The sequence below is a fragment of the Microbacterium sp. HJ5 genome, from assembly GCF_054824025.1.
Genome location: NZ_JSYE01000021.1, coordinates 1 through 23,696 on the forward strand (window position 1 = coordinate 1; position 23,696 = coordinate 23,696).

At 71.4% G+C, this 23,696-nt stretch carries 1 protein-coding gene (running past one end of the window); it reads left to right on the plus strand.

Annotated elements, in window-relative coordinates:
• Positions 1-23: 23 nt before the first annotated feature.
• On the plus strand, positions 24-23,696 hold the 5' portion of the coding sequence (locus tag OB08_RS11270) for a hypothetical protein (protein ID WP_461474758.1). 4,263 nt of this gene lie beyond the right edge of the window; only the first 23,673 of its 27,936 coding nucleotides appear in the window; it begins with the start codon at positions 24-26; its stop codon lies beyond the right edge, outside the window.

The following is a 23,696-nucleotide window of genomic DNA, read 5'->3' on the forward strand; positions in this document are numbered from 1 at the left end:
CACCGTCGCCCTGGGTCATCGCGATGACCGGCACGAGCGGATCCCTGGTGTTCGGCCCCGGCGGCACCGTCACGTTCGGCGGCATGACCCGCGCGCTGTCCGAGATCTCCGAGATCGTCGTGACCGGCACAGCCGGCAACGACGTCTTCACGATCGACTTCGGCGGGACCGACCCGGGTGTCGTGATCCGCTTCGACGGAGCGGCGGGCTTCGACACGCTCAAGACCAAGGGCGCGGGCGGGTTCTCCGGCCAGGCGGCCTCCGCGTCGAGCGGCACCATGACGTTCGGCTCGACGGTCGTGCACTACGCCGGGATCGAGCCCATCGTCAACTCGGGCGCCGGCGGCGACGTCACTCTCGTCCTCACCGGCGACGCGGACGACGCCCGCCTCGAGGTCGACCCGGGCGACGCGTCGCTGCTGCGGCTGTTCAGCGTGAGCGGGACGTTCGAGCACACGAGCTTCACCGCTCCCACCCTCGCCGGCACGAAGCTGCGGATCGAGGGCGCGGGCAAGCGGGACTCGCTCGTCGTGGTGGGCATCATCAACCTGCTCAACGCCGCCTTCGAGGCGCTGTTCGAGTCGATCACGCTCCAGAACGCGCAGGTCACCGCCGGCTCGGTCACGCTCACGGCGGAGGAGACCACCACCGAGGGCCTGTCCCTCGACGACTGCACCGATTTCGACGACTTCAGCGTGACGGACTGCTTCGACCACGACGCCGACGTCGAGGTGATCGTCGACGGCGGATCGATCACCGCCGGCGCCGTGACCCTGGCGGCGAACGCCACGGTCGTGCCCGACACGGCGTCCGCGCTGGCGTACGCCGTGCTCGTGAACTCGCGCGCGGTCGTCGACGTGCGCGGCGGAGCTCAGATCACGACGACAGGGGACTTCTCCGCCACGGCGAGCTCCACGGTCGGCCCGTTCACCCTCGACAAGCAGTACGGCGACGCGGCGATCATCTTCTCCGACGCGTCCGCCACGATCGGCGGCGACGCCGTGCTCGACGTGGACGGGGCGGCGTCCATCAGCGCGACGTCCACTGTCACGGCGTCCGCGACTCCGCAGGCCGACAACTCCAAGCAGGAGTCCGGCCCGTCGAACTTCGACGCCGCGGTCGCGATCATCACCGTCGTGGCCGGCGCCGTCGGCAAGATCACCGGCAACGCGCGCGCCGTCGTCGGCGGGTCCCTCGGCATCGCCGCCTCGAACGTGGCGACGCTCACGGGCACCGGCGACGCGAAGGACGCGGCCAGCGGCGCCGGCGTCTCGGTCGCCTACCTGCAGCAGAACACCGACGCCGCGATCGATTCGACGAACACGACAGGCACGACCGCGGCCTCCCTCTCGCTCCTCGCGAACCAGCAGGCGACGATCACCGCGACGGCGAAGGCAGGCAAGGGCGGCGCGACGCAGAACAACAAGGGCGCCAACTCGGCCGGGCGCGGCAACGGGCAGTCCTCGACGAGCGACGGCTCGATCAACGTCGCGGGCGCGATCGCCGTGGCCGTGCTCGACAACGACACCACGGCCCGCATCGTGGGAGCGAAGGTCACGACGACGGGCGCCCAGTCGGTGGCCGCGCGGGCCAGGAACACCGTCACCGTGGACGGCGACGGCGGCACGACCGACGGCAGCGGCGGGTCGAGCGGATTCGGCCTCGGCATCGGCATCGCGATCATCATCGCCGACCTGCTCACGCGGGCGTTCACGTCGGGCGTGACCCTCGACGCGAACGGCGGGCTCACCCTCGAGGCGACCGGCCCCCAGGCGGGCGACTCGTCGTTCACCGCGACGGCGGCCTCGGGCAAGAAGGCCGGAGGGAGCGTCACGATCGCCGGCTCCCTCGCCGTGATGAAGATGGATGCCACGACCTCGGCCCTCGTGCAGGGCACCGGGTCGTACGGCTCGAGCGCCGTCACCACGACGGCCCGCGGCAGCCACAAGACGACCGCCAAGGCGACCGCGAAGCAGGCGGCCGGCGGCGACAACGGCAGCGCGGTCGGGATCGGGGCATCCGTCGCGATCAGTCTCATCCGGGCCACCGTCCAGGCCGGCGTGGCGGCCCTCGCCGCCCCCACCGGGATCTCCGCGCTGACGATCAGCGCGACCGGCGTCGACGACGCCACCACCGAGACGATCGGCGGCGCCGCGGGCGGAACGACCGCTTCGCTCACGGGCGTCGCGAGCATCGCCATCCACAACGTCAAGACGATCGCGAGCATCCTCGCGGGCTCCGCGCTCGCGATCGGCGGCGCGATCACGGCGAAGGCCGACCAGACCGCGAAGGCGACGACGAAGGCCGTCGGCGCGACCGGTGCGGGCGCGGGCTCGTCGCTCGCCGCGGCCATCTCGTTCGCGCTCACCTCCGCCGATCACGAGGCGACCTCGACGATCGACCGCGCGGTCACCGCGCAGGGAGCCGTCTCGATGACCGCCGAGGGCGTGTCGACGACGAGCACGGTCGCCGAGGCGAGCGCCGAGGGGGCGCCCGGCGAGTCCGGCGGCGGCAAGGACTCGTCCGGCAAGGACGCCAACACGAAGTCCAACGACAAGCTGGGCAACGCGTCGGGGCGCACGACCGGCGGTGCCGGGGGCGGGTCCACCACCCCGAAGGCCGAGAACGAGGACGGCACGAGCGTCAGCGTCGCCGCGGCGATCGCCTTCAACCTCGTGCGGTCGGCCACGGTCGCGATGCTCTCCGCGGGCGCCTCACTCGTCACGACGGGCAGCGCCTCGTTCATCGCCCGCAACAACACGGATGCCTCGGCCTCAGCCAAGGGCACCGCGACGAACTCCACCTCGGTCGGCGTCGGCGCGGCCCTCGCGGTCAACAAGGTGCAGCTGATCAACCGGGCGGGGATCGGGGTCGGCGCGTCGCTGCAGGCGGCCGGGCTCACGATCAACGCCGTCGTCAAGCCGGTGGCCGCCGACATGACCCACACCTTCGAGGCGATCGCCGAGGCCGGCGCCGCGAACACCGGCGGGACGCTCGGCGTCGCCGGCGCCTTCGCGCTGAACCTCGTCGACGAGAAGACGACGGCCGCGCTCGAGGGCAGCCAGGATCCTGCGCCGCATCCCGGACCCGGGCCCATGCCGGGCGTCGCGATCGTCGGCGGCGGAGCCGTGATGATCGTCGCGGGGTCGAAGAGCGCCGACAAGGCCTCGGCCAAGGCCACGCAGTCCGGAGGCGGCACGGTCGGACTCGGCGCCTCGCTCGCCCTGAACCTCGTCACCCACATCGTCTACGCGGGCATCGCCCAGGTGGTGAACCCCACCCGCGGGCCTCCGCTGACCGGCGCAGGTGCTCTCACCATCACTGCGACGCACGACGTGGCGCTCACGACCGAGGCGAATGCCGGAGGCAAGTCGGGCAGCGTCACCATCGTCCCCGCCGTCGCCATCACCCTCGCGACCATCCGCACCAGTGCCTCCATCGGCGCAGGCTCCGCTCCGCTCACGGCGTCGAGCATCACCGCCTCCGCCACACAGAACGTCTCCGCCGCCACGACGGCGAAGGGATCCACCGTCGCCGGATCCACCGCGGGCATCGGCATCTCGCTGGCCCTCGCCGTGCTCGATGACGTCACGGTCGACTCCGGCAGTGCGCGCAGCCTCACGACGACCGGCGCGGCATCGTTCACCGCGACCCAGCGCGTCGACGTCAAGACGATCGCCGAGGCGGCCACCAAGGGGGCGCCGGCCGCGAGCGACGGCGGCAACGGCAAGAACGTCAACAAGTCCGCCGACGACAACCTCGGCAAGGCAAACGACAACAAGCAGCAGAACGCGGGCGGCTCCACCTCGACGTCGCAGACGCCGAAGGCCGCGAGCAACGACGACGGCGGCAACTCTGTCTCGATCGCCGGCGCGATCGCCATCAACGTCGTCGCGACCACCTCCCGCGCGTGGTTCGCGAACGGGATCGTCGTCAGCGCCGGGGGACTGGTCACGCTGCGCGCGCTGGCCGACACCGACTCGTCGGCGGCCGCCAAGGGCGATTCGGCGACCGACGGCTCCGTCGGCGTCGGCGCCGGCGTCGCCGTGCAGAAGGTCGACATCCTCGTGCGGGCGATCACCGGGTCGTCGACGATCAGCGCGACCGGCCTCGTCGTGGCCGCGGGCATGCGCGACGGCGACACCGACGACGTCGTGCGCCGGTGGAACGCCACCAAGAAGCGCTGGGAGATCGTCGAGTCCGGCAAGCAGCTCCCCGGCCCGTCGAAGGACGACCTCGCGTTCGTGAAGACCAGCGGAGGCGACGGCGGCAACGACGGCCTCTACACGTTCGACGGGTCGAGCTGGACACTCGAGACCGACGTGACGCTCACCGGCACGGTGGCGGCGCTTCCCGGCGGCGCGTCCGACGGCCAGTACTACCTCCTCACCACCGCGAAGGACGGCCACCCGGCGGGCAGCGTCTGGAAGCGCGAGGGCGGCGCGTGGGTGTTCGTCACCAAGACGACGGTCGCGCAGAAGGTCGAGCTGCCCAAGGACGAGATCGCCTCCGGCACGTGGTTCGAGCTGACCGAGCAGGACGGCTCGAAGGCTCCCGGGTTCTACAAGCGCAACGGCTCGCACGAGTGGGAGCTGCAGGGCTCGGCCACCGTCGGCAGCGGGGACCGCCTCCCGGCGAGCCCCGCCGCGGACCAGCTGTTCCGACTGTTCGAGCACGAGGTCACCACGACGGCCCGCGCGGGCGCGAGCAAGTCCACGAGCGTCGGCGTCGCCGGTGCGCTCGCCATCAACATCCTCGACAACACGACCGAGGCGATCGTCTCGGCCGGAGCCGTCGTCACACTCACGTCGGCGTCGTCGTCGGTCACCGCCGAGAGCAACGAGCGCGACGTCGCGAAGGCCACGTCGCGCGCGGAGGTCGGGTCGGCGACGGGCGTCGGCGCCTCGTTCGCACTCCAGGTGATCGACGGCAGCGATGTGCGCGCCGAGATCCAGAACAGCGCGTCGCTCACGGGCGGCACGGGCCTCATCGTCGACGCGTGGGGCTTCCGCGATCTCGTGACGGCTGCGGAGGGCGGCACGACGGGAGGAACGGCCGTGACCCCGGTGGTCGCGCTGGTCGTGAGCGTCGACGACGACGTGACGGCGCGCATCGGCACAGGCTCGGCGGGCGCCTTCACGGGCGCGGTGACGGTGACGGCGGGTCGCGTGCTGTGGATCGCGAGCGAGGGCAAGGCGGATGCCGCAGGCAGCAGTGCCGCGGTGGGCGCCGTCGTCGTGGTCAACGCCGTGGTCGGCGCCGATACCCTCGCCGAGATCGCGCGCTCGATCCAGGGGACAGCGGTCGGCGTGCTCGCGCCGACGGAGGTGCGCAGCGAGGCGAAGGCCGTGGCGAGCGCGAGCGGCGCCAGCGAGAGCGGCAAGTCGGGCGACGCCGAATCCAAGGACCAGGTGACCGGCGCCGGAAACCAGAACCCGAACACGCAGGGCACGAGCGGCTCCACCAGCACGATGCCCACGTCCAACGGCGGCACGAACGGCAGCAACGGCGCGACGGGCGCGAACGGCCAATCCAGCAGCCAGTCCGGCACCGGCAGCGGCACCACCGCCGTCGCGGCGGCGGTCGGCGTCAACTGGGTCGTACTCACGAGCACGGCACGCATCGCGAGCAACGCCGTCGTCACCGCCACCACCGGGGCCGTCACGGTGCGCAGCACCCTGGGGGCCAAGGCGAACGCGTTCGGGATGGGGTCGGCCCTCGACATCAAGTCCGGCGGAGACCGGATCACCGCGGCCATCGGCCTCAACGTGCAGGACCTCGACAACATCGCCGCGATCGGCACAGACGCCGTCGTCACCGGGCAGACCGGCGTCACCGTCGAAGCCACCGTCCCCGTCGTGGGCGGCGTCCCGCAGCGCAACGAGTTCGTGGTGTGGGGCTTCTCGGCATCGGGCGGGAAGAGCACCTCCTTCGCCGGCAGCGCCGCGGTGCAGATCCTGCTGCTCACCACGGACGCGCGCATCGGCCAGGGCGCCGACGTCGAGGCGCCTGCTGGCGGCATCACGGTGACCGCCCGCCAGCTGCTCGGCACGCAGAACCTGGCCATCGCGGGCGCACTGTCCACCGGCAGCAACGCCGCGATCGGCGCCGCGTTCGTCGTCGACTACTTCGAGATCGTGACGAAGGCCGCCATCGACTCGGGCACGGCCGCGGGGTCGATCACCCAGGCCGACGCCGCCGGCGCGATCGCCGTCACCGCCAGCGCATCGCTCGTGCCGCTCGTGCCCGACGTCCCCGCGCCGCTGGCCGGCAGGATCGACTGGCTCGAACTGTCGTCCGTGGCGATCGCGGGCGGGGCGAGCAGCGGCGGGGCGGCCGTGAGCGGCGCGTTCATCGTCGAGATCCTGAACCTCGACACCCAGGCGTGGATCGGCGACGGGGCGCAGGTGAACCAGGAGTTCGCCCTCGGCGGAGCCGGGCAGACCGTTGTGGTGTCGGCATCCGACGCCATCCGCCTGATCGACATCGGCGGGACCCTCTCGCTCAGTCAGAGCTCCGCGAGCGTGGGCATCACGGTCGTCGTCGTCGTGGCGAACTCGAACGTGCGGGCGTGGATCGGAGACTCGGCCGACGTGCGAGCGGGCGGGGCGGTCACCGTCGAGGCGACCGCCGACGAGGACTGGTTCCTGCTGGCGATCGCGGGCGGCGTGAGCCTCAACTCGGCCGCCGTGTCCGGTGCGGTCATCGTCTTCGTCTTCAACCAGGGCGGATCCTCGCCCAAGGTGCAGGCCCACATCGGCGCGAACGCCGTGGTGCACGCGAGCGGTGCACTGCGCGTCACGGCCGACCGTGACATGGAGGCCGACATCGCCGCGGGCAACCTCGCGATCGGCGGCGGCTCCGCCGGCGTCGGCGCCTCGGCGGTCGTCGTGGTCCGGGGCAGCACGGTCGAGGCGCAGGTCGGCGCAGGTGCCGGTCTGCGTGCCGGCGGCGCCGGACTGACGGTCTCGGCCACGCAGAGCGGCGACCTCATGCTGCTGGCGGTGGGAGGTTCCGGAGGCGGCACGGCGGGCGTCGCGGGCTCCGTCGTGGTCAACACGACGACCGACGTGACCCGCGCGAGCATGCTCGGCAGCACGAGCCTCCCGACCACGCACATCGCGGTGCTCGCCACCGATGACACCACCGTGCTCTCGCTCGCGGGGCAGCTCAGCTACGGCGGCACGGCCGGCGTCGGCGCGGGCGTCGACGTCGAGGTCATCCACAAGACCACCGAAGCGTGGATCGGCAAGGACTCCACGATCCGCGGGACCGGCAGCCTCACAGTCGACGCGCGCTCGACCGAGAGCATCGACTCGATCTCGGTCGGCGGCGGCTTCGGCGGCACGGCGGCGGTCAACGTCAACGCCGGTGTCTCGGTCATCACGGTCAACACTGCGGCCTGGGTCGAGAACGGCACGTCGGCGAGCGACCGGGCCGACATCGAGGTGTCGGGCAGCGTGCGGGTCGCCGCGAACGACACACTGCGCCTCAACGTGATCTCGGGCAACATCTCGGGCGGCGGCACCGCCGCGGTCGGCGCCGCGGTGGCCGTGCCGGTCGTGACGAAGAGCACGCGCTCGTACATCGGCGCGTTCAGCCGCGTCGTCGGCCTGGGCGGCTCGGCCCTCACGGTCGCTACGGGCGGCTACACCGTCACCACGCAGGACACCCGCTTCGACCCGTCGGCGGCACTCGAGGGCGGCGGCGCGATCGACCTCGGCTTCACGCACGGCTTCCAGAACGGCGACGAGGTCATCTACGACTCGGGCTACGGCACCAACATCGTCGGCCTGAAGGACGCGCCCGACGTCGAGGGCGGGCAGCAGGAGGTCTACTACGTCGAGGTGATCGACGGCACGACCGTGAAGCTGCACAAGAACCGCGACTTGAGCGACCCGGCCATCGCGGTCTCCGGCGGCACCGGCGAGAGCCACCGTCTCATCCCGACCGATCAGGCGGGGGTGCGCAAGGACGAGTCGTTCCGGTTCAACCCGCTCAAGGGCGGCGCGGTCTCGGGCAACCTCATCACCCTCCCGTACGACCACGGGTTCAGCGACGGCCAGTCGGTCGTGTACAGCTCGGGCGGCGGCATCCCGATCGGCGGCCTCATCGACGGAGCGACCTACTACGTCGAGACCACCGGACTCGCCGCCAACCAGCTGCGTCTGCGCAACAAGCCCGAGGACAAGGGCGGCGTGATCCTGTCGCTCAACACCGGCTCGACGACCGGTCGCGGCCACAGCATCGTCAAGAGCGGTCTCACCCCGGGAGGCGACGCCGCCTCGTTCGGACCTCGCGCGATCCTCGCCGGCACCGACTCCTTCCAGGGCGTCGCGGTCACGGCGGGCAGCAGCGACGACATCGCCGTCGTCGGCATCTCGGCCGGCGTCGCGGGCAGCGCCGCGGTGAACCTCGCCGGCGCCGTCAACGTCGACAACATCCACACGTACGCGTGGGTCGGCGCGAGCGCCCGCATCAACTGCAACGCTGACTGCAGCGCCACGGCGGCCGGTTCGAGCACGCAGCAGTCGGTGCGGGTCGCCGCGGCGAGCCAGTTCTACCACCTGGGCATCGCCGGAGCGCTGTCGGTCGCCGGCGGCGCGGGCGTCGCGATCCCGGTGGGGGTCCGGGTCGTCAACCTCAACACCCGGGCTCACGTCGGGGCCGGCGCGATCGTGCGTGCCCGCGGCGACATCGCGCTCATCGCCACCTCGAAGGACGCCGTCGTCTCGGTGGTCGTCGGCGCAGGCGGCGGCACGGTGGGCGTCGCCGCGACGGTGGCGGTCAGCATCCTGAACACGAAGACGTACGCGTGCACCGGCACGCCCTCGGGCGACGGGATGCCGTGCACGAGCGGCGGCGCGACGCTCGCGGCGGGGAACAACGTGCTGGTCCTCGCGGGCTCCGACACGAAGGCCATCCTCATCACCGCGGCGATCGCCGGCGGGTTCGTGGGCGTCGGCGCCGCGGTCGGCATCGCCCTCATCACCAAGGACACGCAGGCCTTCCTCGGTGCCGGGTCGGTCGTCGACGCGCTCGCCGGAGGAGCCGGCCTCCCCGACGTCTACAGCGGCACCGTCTCGGGCGGCACCTTCGGCCGCTACGGGGTCGGCACCCCGTTCCACGGCGTCGCGGTTCAGGCGTACTCGAGCGAGGACGTCTTCGGGCTCGTCCCCGCGATCGGCGGCGGCTTCGTGGGCGTCGCGGGCGGCATCGCCGTCACCCTCATCCGGGTGGTCGTGAAGGCGTTCATCGGCGGCGGGGGCACGCAGGTCAACCAGGCGGGCGGGGCCGCGGCATCCCAGGGCGTCAACGTCTCGGCGGTCGACCGCTTCAAGTCCCTCACCATCGCGGGCGGCGCGGCCGGCGGCTTCGTCGGGGTCGCGGGCGGCATCGACATCGGCATCGCCGACTCGAGCGTGCAGGCGGCCATCGCGGCCGGCGCGACGGTGCGCGCGAACGACGACGTCGAGGTGTTCGCGCTGTCGATCAAGGAGGTCTCGTCGATCGCGGTGAGCATCGCCGGAGGGGCCGGAGCGCTCGCGATCTCGCTGTCCATCTGGGCGATCGGCACCCAGCAGTCGGGCAGCTACCACCAGGCCGACGGCGGTCCGTTCCGCGGCGCGTACTCGGCGGCCACGGCGGCCGACCCGAACCTGTTCTACCGCTCGGGCGACGTCGTCACCCACGGCGGCAAGCGGTGGGCGGCCAAGGTCGACCACGCGACCGGCACGCCGGGCGTGAGCGCCGACTGGCAGGGCGAGACGGACGCCGCCCCCACCGCGAAGGACAACACCGACAAGGCCGACGACATCGCCAAGGGCGACGGCGGGTACAAGGGCGCCCTCGGCGGCACGACCAGCACGCGCACGTACGCCGCCTGGAACCCGGGCGTCTCGTACGACATGGACGACGCGAGCTCGTACGTCACCTACGCCGGCAGGAAGTGGCGCGCGAAGGTCAACGCGACCACCGCCGGCGCGGCCCCCGACACCCGTCCGGACGAGTGGGTCATGGTCGACGGCGAGGACAAGACCAACCAGCGCATCACCGACGCGATGGCCGGCGCGAACTCCGGCATCGCGGGCGCGGCGCCGACGACCGGCCTCACCGCGAGCGCCCTCGGCACGCCGCCCAGCGACGGCACCACCGCCAGCCTCGACGGCACGGTCGTCGCCGGCCGCTCGGTGCGGGTGTGGGCGATCGACGACCTGGAGGTGCTCGGCATCGCGGGCGCCATCGCCGGGGGCGCCGTGGGCGTCGGCGGCGCGGTGCTCGTGCTCAACATCCGCAGCCGCACCGACGCGAAGATCGGCGGCGCCGCCGTCGTGACCGCGGGCGCCGGCGGCTCCGACGAGATCAGCGTCCGCGCGATCATGACCGAGGACTCGCTCGGCTTCGGTCTCGCCGCGGCGGGCGGTTTCGTCGGCATCGGCGGCCAGGTCACCGTCATCAAGGACACCGGCACGCAGCGCGCGCACATCGACGGCGGCGCGCAGCTGCGCCGGGCAGGCGGGGGAGTGCTCGTCGAGTCGGGCGCCCACCGCACGCTCAAGGTCTACTCGATCGGCGGAGCGGTCGGCGCCGGCGCGGTCGGCTTCGCGATCGCCTACGTCAGCGTCGCCGGCGATAACCGGGCCGAGACGACGGGCGGCAACGTCACCGTCGGCGGTCTCGGCACCGTCGCGAACTACCGCGCGAAGGTCGTCGACGACATCACGATCGACGCCCTCGGCCTCTCGCTCGCGGGCGGCGTGATCGGCATCGGCGGCGTGGTCACGCTCGTCGACCTCTCGGGCACGGCACGCGCCTCCGCCTCGCCGTCCGGACCGCTCGGCGCGGGCGGGGTGCAGATCACCGCCGACGGCACGCGCGCCGTCTCGGTCGAGAGCATCAACGCCTCGATCGGCGGCGTCGCGATCGGCGTGACCGTCGCGCGGGCGGGCTCGTCGCGGCACCTCGAGTCGGAGCTCTCGGGCAGCACGTCGACCAGCGGCGGAGTCACCGTCCGGGCGACGGCGAACAATGCGGCATCCGTCTGGTCCCCCGCCATCAGCGGGGGCGGCGTGGCGGTCGCGATCCAGGTCATCTTCGCCGTGCTCGCGGGGCACACCCTCGCGCAGATCTCGGGCAGCGCGACCGGCACCTCGGGCATCACGGTCGAGGCCGACGCCGAGAACAAGGCGTACGCCGACTCGTTCCTCGGCGCCGTCTCGCTCATCGGCATCGCGGGAACCTGGGCCTCGAGCGAGATCACCTCCGACGCCTGGATCCGCGCGATCGTCGCGAGCGGCACGATCTCGTCGACCGGAGCCATCGCGGTGCGCGCCAAGACCCACGGAGAGGGAAACCGGGCCAAGAGCACCGTCGACTCGCTGTCGGGCGGTCTCATCGACCTGAAGGCCATGATCGCCCTCGCGTTCGTCGACAACGAGGTCCGCGCCACCATGAACGGCGCGATCACCGGCGCATCCGACGTCGACGTCACCGCGACGTCCGCGAACCGGGCCAAGGCCGACGTGTTCACGCTCGCCGTCGCCCTCGCGAGCCTCGCGGTCGGCGTCGCGCACGCGAAGGTCACCGGTGCGACGCGGGCCACCGGATCTGGCAGCATCGCCGCGGCCGGGCGCGACTTCGACTTCGTCGCCACCTCCGCCAACACGGCGATCGCCTACTCCAACGTCATCACCGGCGGCATCCTCGGCGGCATCGCCGTCAGCGCCCCGGTCGCCGACATCTCCGCCCCGACGGGCGCCGACTGGAGCGGCACCGTCACCGCCGGCCGCCACTTCACCGTGAAGGCGGATGCCACGAACAAAGCGACCTCGACGGCGAAGGTGCTCTCCACCGGCATCGCGAGCGTCTCGGGCGCCGAGAGCAGGGCGACGATCGGCTCCGGCACCGTCACCTCGGCGATCATCGGCGACCCGGCCGAGATCACCGGCCTCACCGGGAAGCTGACGGTCGACGCGGCAGCGAACAACCGGGCGACGGCGATCGCGGGCGGCAAGGGCATCGGCGGCGTCGCCATCAACGTCATGTTCCCGAACGCCTCCAATTACGGCATCACCAAGGCCGAGCTCAACGGCGACGTCGGCACCAGCTACATCGACCCGGCCGTCGGCCGCGTCGGCGTGCCGGGCGCCGCCGCCATCGAGGTGAAGGCTGTCGGCAACGACGCGACGAAGGCGAGCGTCGACAGCCTCGCGATCGGCCTGATCGCGGTCGGCGCCTCGAAGGCGCAGGCCCGCACCGAGAACGAGGTCCGCGCCACGTTCGGCGGCGGAGAGGTCACGGCGTCGGGCAACGTGACCCTGTTCGCCCACGCGCTCACCGACGCCGACTCGTACGCCGACGCCACCTCGGGCGGCGTCATCAACATCCAGGCCGGGTTCACGGCCGAATCGATCGCCAAGCCGAAGGTCTACGCCACGGTCACCGGGGGGTTCGTGCAGGCCGGCGGACGCCTCTCGATCACCGGTCGTCACGGCGTCCAGCCCGGCTCGGTGTCGGACGGCACGATCCAGGCGATCAACTGCAACGGCGCCGACACGATCTGCTTCGCCCTCCCGCACGGCATCGACACCGGCGCGAATGTCAGCTACTCGGCGCCCGCGACCGGCATCCCCGCGGTCGACAACGGCTCGATCCCGAACCCGTTCGCCATCAATGGCCTCGGCGACGGGCGCACGTACGGGATCATCAAGGTCGACGACACGACCCTGCGTCTCGGCATCCGGATCAATGCCGCCGACGCGGGCTCGATCGACGTGCCCACCGGCAGCATCAAGGTCGCGAGCGGCCACAACTTCGCCACCGGCGACAGGGTGGTGTACGACTGCAACGGCGGCGGCGCGCTGGGCACGCTGCCGGTCGGCGGACTCATCTGCGGTCAGGCCTACTACGTGTTCGTCATCGACGACACGCGCTTCCGCCTCTCGACGAGCCAGCTCGATTCGAACGGCAACGTCGTGGTGAGCTTCACCACGGTCACGAACCCGACCACGATCCAGGTCGGCGACTCGACGGGGCTCGACGGCCGCGCCGTCGTCTACACCGCGCCGGCGAAGGTGGTCTTCAAGAGCACCATCATCGACATCGACACCGAGGGGTCGCAGCTCGCCGACTCCGACGACAACGGCTCGATCGACAAGAACTCCTCGTGGAACACGATCTACGCGCCGTTCCACGGCTGGTCGACCGGCGACGCCGTGCGCTACACCTTCACCGGCGACATCGGCATCGGCGGGCTCAACAGCGGGCAGACGTACTACGTCTTCCTCGGCGACCCCGACGGGCTCTTCGGCAACGGCCCGGCGGGCGCGCACATGCTGCGGCTGGCGGCCAACCCGTGCCGCGCCGGCATCGGCACCTACGAGAACACCCCGGGCGACGGCGGCGTCGGCAACAGCTGTGCCGACGCGATCCAGGTCATCGCGATCTCGACGATCACCAACCCGCTCGACCCCGACTTCTTCAAGGCGGTCCTCGCCACCCACACGCTGCAGCGGGTCGGCTACGAGTCGATCGGCCTCGTCGAGGGGGGCATGTACTTCATCGACGTCCTCGACGGCACGCACATCCAGCTGCGCGACGCTGCGGGCAACCTGGTCGGAGGCCTCACCGACAAGTTCGGCACCCACTTCCTCAGCGACCAGGGCATCGCGGTCACGGGCACCGGCACCGGCGGCCACGACTTCTACATCGACCTCGTCGGGGGCCTGCCGCCAGCCCCGAACCCGCACGTGCTGATCGGCGTCGGGGGCCCCGGCGGCCAGGTCGGACCGAACGAGAACGGGATCGTCAGCGCGAACTCCACCGGCGTGGGCGGCGGCGTGTTCCACTTCTCCGACGTCTTCTCCGAGATCACCGTCGACGCTGCGGTCACGGTGGACGTGCAGGCCGGCATCCTCCGCGGCGGCTCGGTCCTCGTCGACGGCACCTCCTACGCGCAGGGCGCGGTGTCGTCGGTCGGCAAGGGCGGCGGGTTCCTCGGGTTCGGCGCGTCGAACGCCTTCGCCGACATCGAGAACGACGTCGAGGTCAAGGTCGGGTCGGGCGCGTCGATCTTCTCCAGCACCGACATCCAGGTCACCGCGTTCGCCGACACCCGGGGCAACGGCGAGGCGGTCAACCGCACCGGCGGCCTCATCTCCGGCGCCGACACCGACGTCGACATCGAGATCGGGTACGACGTCAACACCGAGATCGCCGGCACGCTCTACGCCAACCGGACGATCGTCATCGACGCCGCGGCATCCTTCAACGGCAACGCCCGCGCCTCGTCCGGCTCAGGCGGTCTCGGCACCAACGCCGACGCCAACGACGACGAGCACCAGGGCGTGGGAGTGGGCCGCGAGCACGCGGCATCCGTCGACACCACCATCAAGAGCACCGCGCGCATCCGCGGCGCGATGGTGCACCTGTCGGCAGGCAGCGGCGTGCGCTGGGACGTCGACTTCGCCGACGGCGGCCGCGACAGCCACGACGTCGACGCCGTGGGCATCGCGCGCAGCGACGCCGACGCGTACGCGCTGGGCGCGGACTCGGATGCCGGCGCCTACGTTTCCGTGAACGACACCGTGCGCACGACCCTCGAGACCGGCGCGCAGGTCGAGGGCGACGACGTCCGCATCCGCGCGGTGCACCGCGGCCTCAACCTGCAGACGATCGCGAACTCGAACTGCGGCTGCGGCGGGGGCGACACCGACGCCCGGTCGAAGGTGACCTTCGCCGGCGACTCCCTCATCGTCGGGGCTGACGAGTCGATCGTGCGCACGAGCGAGCTGGTCGTCTCGGCGCTCACGTCGTTCGAGAAGCTGTACGCGTACGCGCACCGCTCCGGCGGGCTGTTCGACATCGGCAGCAGCGACGCCGACGTGCAGTACCACCCCAAGCGCGACATCGCGTGGGAGTCGACGGTGTACCTGCTCGGCGAGCCGAACCCGGTGCTGATCATCGACGCGGACGGACGGATCATCGCCAAGACCGCGAACGTCACGGTGCGCTCGTCGCAGTTCGGCGCGCCGCTGGGCATCGGCGACGTCGTGAGCGGCGGCACCATCTGGATCGACCCGATCCTCTACGACGAGCTGCCTGCGGCGCTCTTCGAGGCCAACGACGCCGGCGGATCATGCGACCTCGACTGCGTGGGCCTGATCCACGGCACCCAGGGCATGTTCTACATGCAGCACACGTGGAACTCCGTGCTGATCCGCAACAGCTCCGATAAGGCGATCGTGATCAAGGGCACGAGCGACCCGCAGAGCGTGTCGATCAACACCCTGAACTCGCACCTGTCGACGACGCCGGCCGCCGTGATCAGCGTGTCGGTCGACAACGGGCCCCACGCGCCCCCGGCCACGCAGTGGTTCTGGCACCTCGCCCACATCTTCCCGGCCACCGACGTGGTCATCGAGAGCCTCCGGGCCACCGCCACCACCGGCTTCGACCTCACCTTCGACGGCGACATCCGCAACATCGTCGGACGCACCGTCATCGACAACGACCGCGGCTCCATCCTCAGGGGGACGGATGCCGGCACCGAGACCATCTACAGCAACACCGTCGAGCTCGACTCCGAGCTCGGCAGCCTGGGCACCGTCGCCAACCCGATCCGGCTGGTGCTCCACCAGATCTTCCACACCGGAGAGGTCAGCGTCCCGGCCGTCCTGAAGCCCGCCGCCCTCGACGCCGAGGCCGGTGCGAGTCTCTACCTCGATCTGACGGTCCTCCGCCGCGACTCGCTCGCCGCGAACGTCGCCCCCATCGCCCCCGTGATCGGCCCCATCAAAGCGGGCTACGACGCCGTGGTCATCGTGCGCGACAGCGCCGAGGGCATCGCCGGCCCGGGCGTCGGTGACGTGAACGTCGACATCTACGACCCGAACGACAAGCCCGACCCGTACGGCAGTGGCAACCCGATCGAGACGGTCCCGACGACCTGCTACTTCCGGCCGGACGGTGCGCTCTGCGCTGGCGGCGCGGACGCCCCCGTGATCGTCGGCGGTGACGTCGTGGTGGTCGCCTTCGGCACCGACCTCACGCCGATCCGCTCGAACTACACCTTCAGCGACATCCGCGCCGGCCACAGCATCGCGATCTTCCACCCGTCGGCGGCCACCGAGGTCACCATCCTCGCCTACACCGACGTGGACGGCACGTGGACCGACGACGAGACCGGCGCGTCGCACGGGGCCACCGACGGCTCGGGCAAGATCGACGTGCTCACCAACGGCTCGATCACCGTCGTCGAGCAGAGCGGCAAGGGCGACCTGCGCGTCGGCCACATCCACGCGACCGGCCAGTGCTCCGGCGCCACCCCGAAGGCGTGCACCACGGCGACCATCGCCGCCGACGTCACGCTGCGCTCGCCGGCGCGCATCCTCGACGCCGAGCTCGACGCGGGCGTCATCGACACCGACGACGACCCGACATGCGTCGACGCGTACGACCTCGACTGCGCAGCGGGCACGCCGAACAGCATCGACGTCACCGGCCGCAACATCACGCTGATCGCGGGCGACAACGGCCGCGGCGAGGCCGGCAGCGTCTCGGGCGTCGGCGGCATCGGCCTGCCGACGAACTTCCTCGAGATCCGGGTGAACGCCGTGGGCGGGCCGGCGGGGCTCCTCAACGCCTTCGACACCGCCGCCGACGACGACAAGACCCCCGGCATCTTCCTCGACCAGGTCGCCGGCGACCTGCGCATCGGCATCGTCCACACCGCGGGCGACGACTCGCTGTCCACCGGCAACGTCTCCCTGCGCACACGGGCGGGAAGCATCGTCGATGCCCTCGACGACGCGGCCGCAGACGTGATCGGCCAGTCGATCGACATCGACGCCGACGGCGGCTCGATCGGCACCGCCGCCAACGACCTCGAGATCGACTCGCTCGTCGACTCGCCCTTCGCGTGCGCCAAGGCGAACTGCGCCGACACGAACGCCGGCACCCACGATCCGGGACTGCAGGCGAACGCCGACGACGTGGCGCTGGAGGCGACCGCGGGCATCTGGCTCACCGAGACCGACGAGTACCTGCGCCTGCTCCTCGCGCACACGACGGGCGGGAGCATCCGCCTGACGGTCCGCGAGTCGGCCGACCTCGACGAGGACCTGTTCCTCATCCGCAACGGCACCGCCCGCTTCGCCGAAGATGCGGACACCGCCCCGGGGAACGACGACGACGCGCCGCGCGTGATCGACAACGGCACGATCCTCGCCGAGCAGGGGAGCGTCGAGCTCCGGGTGGGCGACGACATCACGCTGCACCCGTTCACGCAGATTCTGGCCGACGGCGCCATCGACATCCGCGGCGACTTCGGCAACCTCGACACGGGCGGCACGCTGGCCGACCCGACGCCCGAGCACGGCACCACGATCATCCTGCGGGGCCGCATCATCGCCGACTGCGTCATCACGCCCGGTGCCGCGACCGGATTCCCGATGGGCACGTGCGCGCCGAGCACGGCGAACCCCGTCCCCGGCAAGCAGACCCACGTGTGGGGAGGCTCCGACGCCGACACCATCCAGCTCGGCGATCCGTCCGGCCTCGACCGCTCGCAGTCGAGCGACCCCCTGCTCAACAAGCAGCAGTGGGGTGACCCCGGCTACATCTTCCTCGGGTCCAAGACGAGCGTGCACGGCAACGCGACCGCCGCGTCGAACAGCCTTGACGGCGAGGACCGCATGACGGTCTGGTACCTGCAGTCGATGAACGTGCAGACCAGCCCGCAGTACGGCGCGGGCGCGGGGCACGTGCTGGTGCTCGACGGCCAGGGCGAGACCGACCACTACACGGTCTTCACGAACGGCAGCCACGGGAACATCCGCAACTACGTCATCAACGTGCTCGACACCGGGGCCGCGAACGCCGGGGTGGACGAGCTGGCCGTGCACGGCTTCGACGAGACTGCGGCATCCCTCAACCTGGGCAGCCGCATCGACGACATCTGGCTGCTGCGGGCCCTCACGTGCATCGACCACGAGTCGCCGTACACGACGAGCGGCGTGCCGGCCGTGTGCGCGTCGCCCAGCGAGATCGCCGACCACCCCGCGTTCATCTCGCTGCTCGCGGGCAACGGCAACCCCGACGGCGGCATCGGCCTCTACCGCGACCGTGTGCAGAACAACGAGCCCAGCGTCCTCGTGCAGCGCATCGTCTACGACCGGGCGCTCAACGGCCGCATCACGGTCTTCGGCAAGGGCGGCAACGACGCCTTCTACGTCGACGACACCCAGGCGACGATGACGCTCGACGGCGGCCGCGGCAACGACGTGTTCCAGATCGGCCAGATCTTCGGCACCAAGCGCAACCCGGCCGACGGCGCGCTCCTGCCCGCCGACACCTTCCCGGCGCTCATCCCGACGACGCGCGGCTGGCTGAGCCCCGGCGCCTCGGCCCCGCTGCTCGTCACCGGCGGCACGGGCAACGACCGCTTCACCGTCTACTCGAACCGTGCCGAGGTTCAGCTCAACGGCGACGACGACAACGACCTCTTCATCGTCCGCGCCTTCGCGATCGCCGCGGTGTGCGACACGAGCGCCGACAGCGTCGCCGGCTGCGACCTCAACGACGTCGACTTCCGTCCGGTCGGCGGCGTCTTCCCGACCACGCCGGTCGCCTTCGGCTCGTGCGTCATCGGCACCTACAAGGGCATCGCGAACTACACGCGCTACGACAACAACGGCGACAAGGTCTGCAACAACGCCGACGCGCACGTCACGTTCACCCACGCGCCCGCGTCGAACGTCGACCTCGATCACACGATGTGGCAGGACGACGTCATCCCGCTCGACGCCAACGGCGTCGCGGTGCCCGTCATCGGGCTCGGCTTCTCGACCGCGCGCCCCCTCGACATCCGCGCCGGCGGTGGCGAGGACGAGGTGCAGTACAACGTCAACGCGCCGGTGAACGTCGACGGCGGCACGGGCTTCGACAAGCTCGTGGTGCTCGGCACAGAGTTCGCCGACGACTTCGCCATCACCGACAAGGCCGTCTACGGCGCCGGGCTCAACGTGAAGTACACGACGATCGAGGTCCTCGAGATCGACGGCCTCGAGGGCGACGACGAGTTCTTCGTGCAGTCCACGGCGTACGGCGTCGGCTACCGCGTCATCGGCGGCCTTGGCTCCGATCGGGTGTACGTGTCGGGCGACGTCACGGCCGACATCGTCACGCGGGAGCTCGAGGGGCTCTCGGGCGCGGTCGACCACATCGTCACGGCGCCGAACGATCCCGGGTACAACGGCCTGCCGACCGACGGCGTGCCCTACAACGTGGCGACCGGAGACCAGGGCGTCGTCGTCATCCGCGAGGGCACCGGCGGCACCGCCGTGCGCGAGGGCGCACCGGGCACCGCCCCGATCAAGAGCTACGCGTACTACGAGGTCTCGCTCGCGGTGGTGCCGACGCACGACGTGGTCGTCACGGTCTCGGCGGCCTGGCCGCCCTCGCAGGAGGCCGACGGTTCGCTCATCAACCCGGCCCCGCTGCCCAACGGCATCGGCGACACCGTGTGGCTCTGCGTCGGCGCGGTCGACACCGACTGCGACGAGGCATCCGAGTTCCAGCGGCACTACGTGCGCAACGGCGAGGTCGTCGACGAGAACGGCCGGGCGGTCACCCTCACGTTCCTCGCGGGCTCGGCGACCGGCCAGTGGCAGCGGGTGTACTTGTGGGCCGTGGACGACCCGCGGTCCGAGGGCGACCGGACGGTCGTGATCCAGCACTCCGTCGTCTCGGGCGACCTGCGCTTCCACGGCGCCGCGGTGCGCCAGGTCAACGCGCTCGTCTACGACAACGACACCCCGGGCGTCTACGCGGTGCCGGTGGCCCCCGGAACCACGTCCCCCGACGGTCGCACCATCGTGATCGAGGGCCCTGTGGCCACCGAGCGCAACGACGACATCCTGCTGTCGCTCGCGAAGGCGCCGGCGGCGGGGGCGAAGATCTGGGTGAAGATCTGGATGGATGCCGACAGCCAGCGCATCGCGCAGCTCGACCTGAGCGGCATTCCCGCAGCCCGCTGGGTGAAGGTCGTCGACGCCACGGGCACCTGGTACTCGGTGTGGTTCGACCTCACCAACTGGGACGTCCCGGTGCGGATCGTCGTGAAGGCGCGCGACAACAGCGACCCGGGCGACCCGACGACCGCGGTCGTCAACTACCAGCTCGACACGATCCGCACCTCGGCGACGGATGCCGCGGCCTACCCGTTCCCGAACCTGCGCAGCAGTGCGCAGCGCACCGACGTGCTCGTCTACGACGACGAGACGCCGAACGTCGTGACGATCCCGACCGGCACCGACACCGTCGTGATCAAGTGCGGCAACGCGGCGTGCTCGATCCCGGGCGGCACCGACGGCTACACCATCCGCCTCACCAAGGCCCCCAACGGCCAGGTGCAGATCGCCCTCATCACCGACGGACTCGCCGACGTGGTCTCGGTCGGCGGTGTGGCGGTCACCCCGGCCGGCTACACCGCGATCGGCGGCGACGTCCCGTCGCGCCGGTTCCTCGGCAGCCTGTCCTTCGCGGGCTCGGTCATCACGCGGGCGAACGGCAGCGACCTCGGCAGCTTCCTCGACGAGGGATTCGCGGTGGGGCAGCGCATCACGATCTCGTCGTGCGGCGCGACGATCTACACGATCCAGGCCGTCACCGCCACGAAGATCACCGTCGGCGCGGCCCTCGCGTGCGGCTCGGGCGCGAACGCGAGCATCAACGTGCTCACGCGCATCGGCAGCTGGGACGGCGCGGCGACCGTCGTCGCGGGCGACGCGACGAGCGGCTGGCGCCTCGTGCGCGATGCGAACCTGCCGGGCAGCTCGTGGCTCGCGGACGGCTTCCTCGAGGGCCAGTGGATCGAGATCTGCAAGGGCGGCACGTGCGTCCGGGCCAAGATCGCCATCCTGCGCGGCACCAACGGCAGCAAGGACAACATCCTCGAGCTCCGGCTCGAGGCGGGGAGCGGCGATACGCTGGCCGCGCTGCTCTCGGGCGGCGGGTTCACCGTGCGCCGCATCGCGGCGGTGGTCACCTTCAACGGCGACTGGGCCACCGAGAAATTCATCGAGCTCGCCGCCGACGTGTGGTTCGAGCAGCCGCTCCAGCGCCGCGGCGTGAAGATCTTCCCGGCGTCGACTCACCTGCTCTCGAAGCTGCGCGGGCCCCTCGCGGTCGAGGGTGGCGTCACGGGCGCCGACCGGTCGCTCGAGCTCGGACTCAAGCTCCCCGGCGAGGCGGACGGCCCGCTGTTCGCGATCGCGACGCAGGCGCCCGAGTCCAAGCAGATCGATGTGCTCACCGTCTACAACGACTCGAGCGTCGCGCACGGCCGGGGCGTCATGACCAAGACCAGCCTCACAGGCTTCGGCATGGCCAAGGACCTCGACTTCGGAGCCGGCTACGCGGGCGAGCAGGACGAGACGTTCGGCGAGTCGCGCATCTTCCGGGGCGGCATCAGCTTCGGCACCGTCGCGTTCGTCGACGGCGAGTACCAGTCCGACGGGTCGAAGTCGACGATCGAGGTCGTGAACGTCCTGCTCGGCTCGGGCAACGACCGCCTCGACGTTCAGGGGACTCTGCAGCCGGATGTCCCGGTCAAGGTGATCGGCACGGTGACACTGTCGCCGCAGGGCGCGGGCGCGGGCGTCCCGGTCGGAACCACGCACGCGCTCACGCGGGGATCCCCGTTCGACTGGAAGGCCCAGGGCTTCCTCGTCGGCCAGACCGTCACGATCACCGGTATGAGCGGCCAGTTCCTCGTCGTCGGGTTCGGCGACTCCGACCCGGGCGACACCACGGACAACACGATCATGTTCGTGAAGCTCGTGTCCGGCGCCGCCGCGACCGGCACGGCGTCGCGCACTGTCATCGCCTCCGACGTCCCGGTCGCCCGCACGGGCGCGATCGTCGTCGCCCCCATCGGCGTCGACGGCGGCACGATCACCCGCACGACCGGCAGCTGGATCTCGGACGGCTTCGTCGTCGGCCAGCTCGTGCGCATCCAGAACGTCGCCGGTCAGTGGCGGATCGTCGGAGTGACCGACGCAGTGCTCACCCTCGCCCGCGGCGACCTCATGACCGCCGCGATGGGCGGCGCGAGCCGCACCGTCTTCGTGCCCGGCCCGCACGGCGGCCTGACGGTGGTGCACGGCGGCGGGAACAGCCCGATCAGCAACACCTTCTCGATGACCCGCTCGCCCCAGGCCGGCGGAGGACTCGCCATCACGCGTGGCGACGGCCTGCCGTGGGGGGTGACGCCCACGCTGCCCGGCAGCGGGTACGTCGCCGGCAACCCCTACGGCACGACGCCGCAGCACGTGCAGCTCTCGGGCGAGACCTTCGCGCGGCTCGTCCTCGGCTTCGGCGACGTGGACTGCCTGGCCATCGGCATCGACGACCCGTTCCCGGGCTGCGGTGTCGGCGCGATCATGTACCTCGGCGGGCCGCCCCGCGGCGGCGGCACTGTGCTCGGCGGGGGCGCCTCCGAGATCACCGTGGCCGTCGCCGACCCGAAGCGCGTCGAGGCCACCGGTCAGTTCCGCATCGAGAAGGACCGCATCGTGCGGTCGGCCGGAAGCTTCGTCGCCGACGGCTTCCGGGTCGGCATGCAGGTGCGCATCAGCGGGCTGCCGGGCGTCTTCACCGTCACCGTCGTCTCGGCGACCGAGCTGAGGCTGGCAGGAACGGCGCTGCAGCCCACGGTGAAGCTGGTCAACAAGGTCGCCGTGTGGTTCACGACGCTGCTCACGATCACCGGCTTCGACGGCGCGATCTCTGCGGGCACGCGCGTCGGCGGTGACGTGATCACGGTGTGCAGCACGGTCGCCCCGATCGACCCCGCCGACTCCGACGCGTCGGACGGTCTTCGCACTCTTCCGTGCGACAGTGCGACCACGGCCGGGCCGAACTCGCCGCTCGTGGTCTACGGTGACACGTCGCAGGACGGCGTCTGGTACTCGGGTCGCACCGGCGACGTGCTCGGCATGGAGTTCGGCCCGAAGCCGTTCGATCCGTTCACCCACATCCCCGACGCCGAGAACGAGGACGACGAGTGGGTCTTCTCGCTCGCCGACCCGTACGACTACGCCGGTCACGACATCATCGACGCGAGCGGCCTCCACTCCGCCACGCCCGTCGCGGGCCTGCCGACCATCGGCATCACCGCCTTCGGCGGTCTCGGCGACGACCTCCTCATCGGCAGCCAGACGGGCGACCGGCTCGCGGGCGGCTCGGGCGACGACGAGCTGCGCGGCCTGCGCGGCGCCGACCACCTGTACGGCGACTCCGGCATCAACGTCGACATCTTCACCCGCAACCTCGACGTCGCCGTGACCGACCGCTCGCCGCTTCCCACGGTCACCGGCGCGGGCTACATCAACAACGGCACGACGATCCAGCCGTACGCCTCGCCCGTGCGCGATGACCTGCTCGTCGCGGGCCGCGATCTGATCTGGGGCGACGGCCCCGGCACCGTCGCCGGCGGTCCCGAGCACGTCTACGACGACATCGCGTTCGGCGACCACGGCGTCGTCGTGCAGAACGGCGTCAACCCGTGGAACACGGCCGACACCAACGAGCCCGACACGCGGCTGCAGGAGATCCAGACGACCCAGACCTCGACGGTGGTCGCGATCGAGAGCCGCAACCTCCAGCGCGGCGCCGACGACGCGATCTTCGGCGGA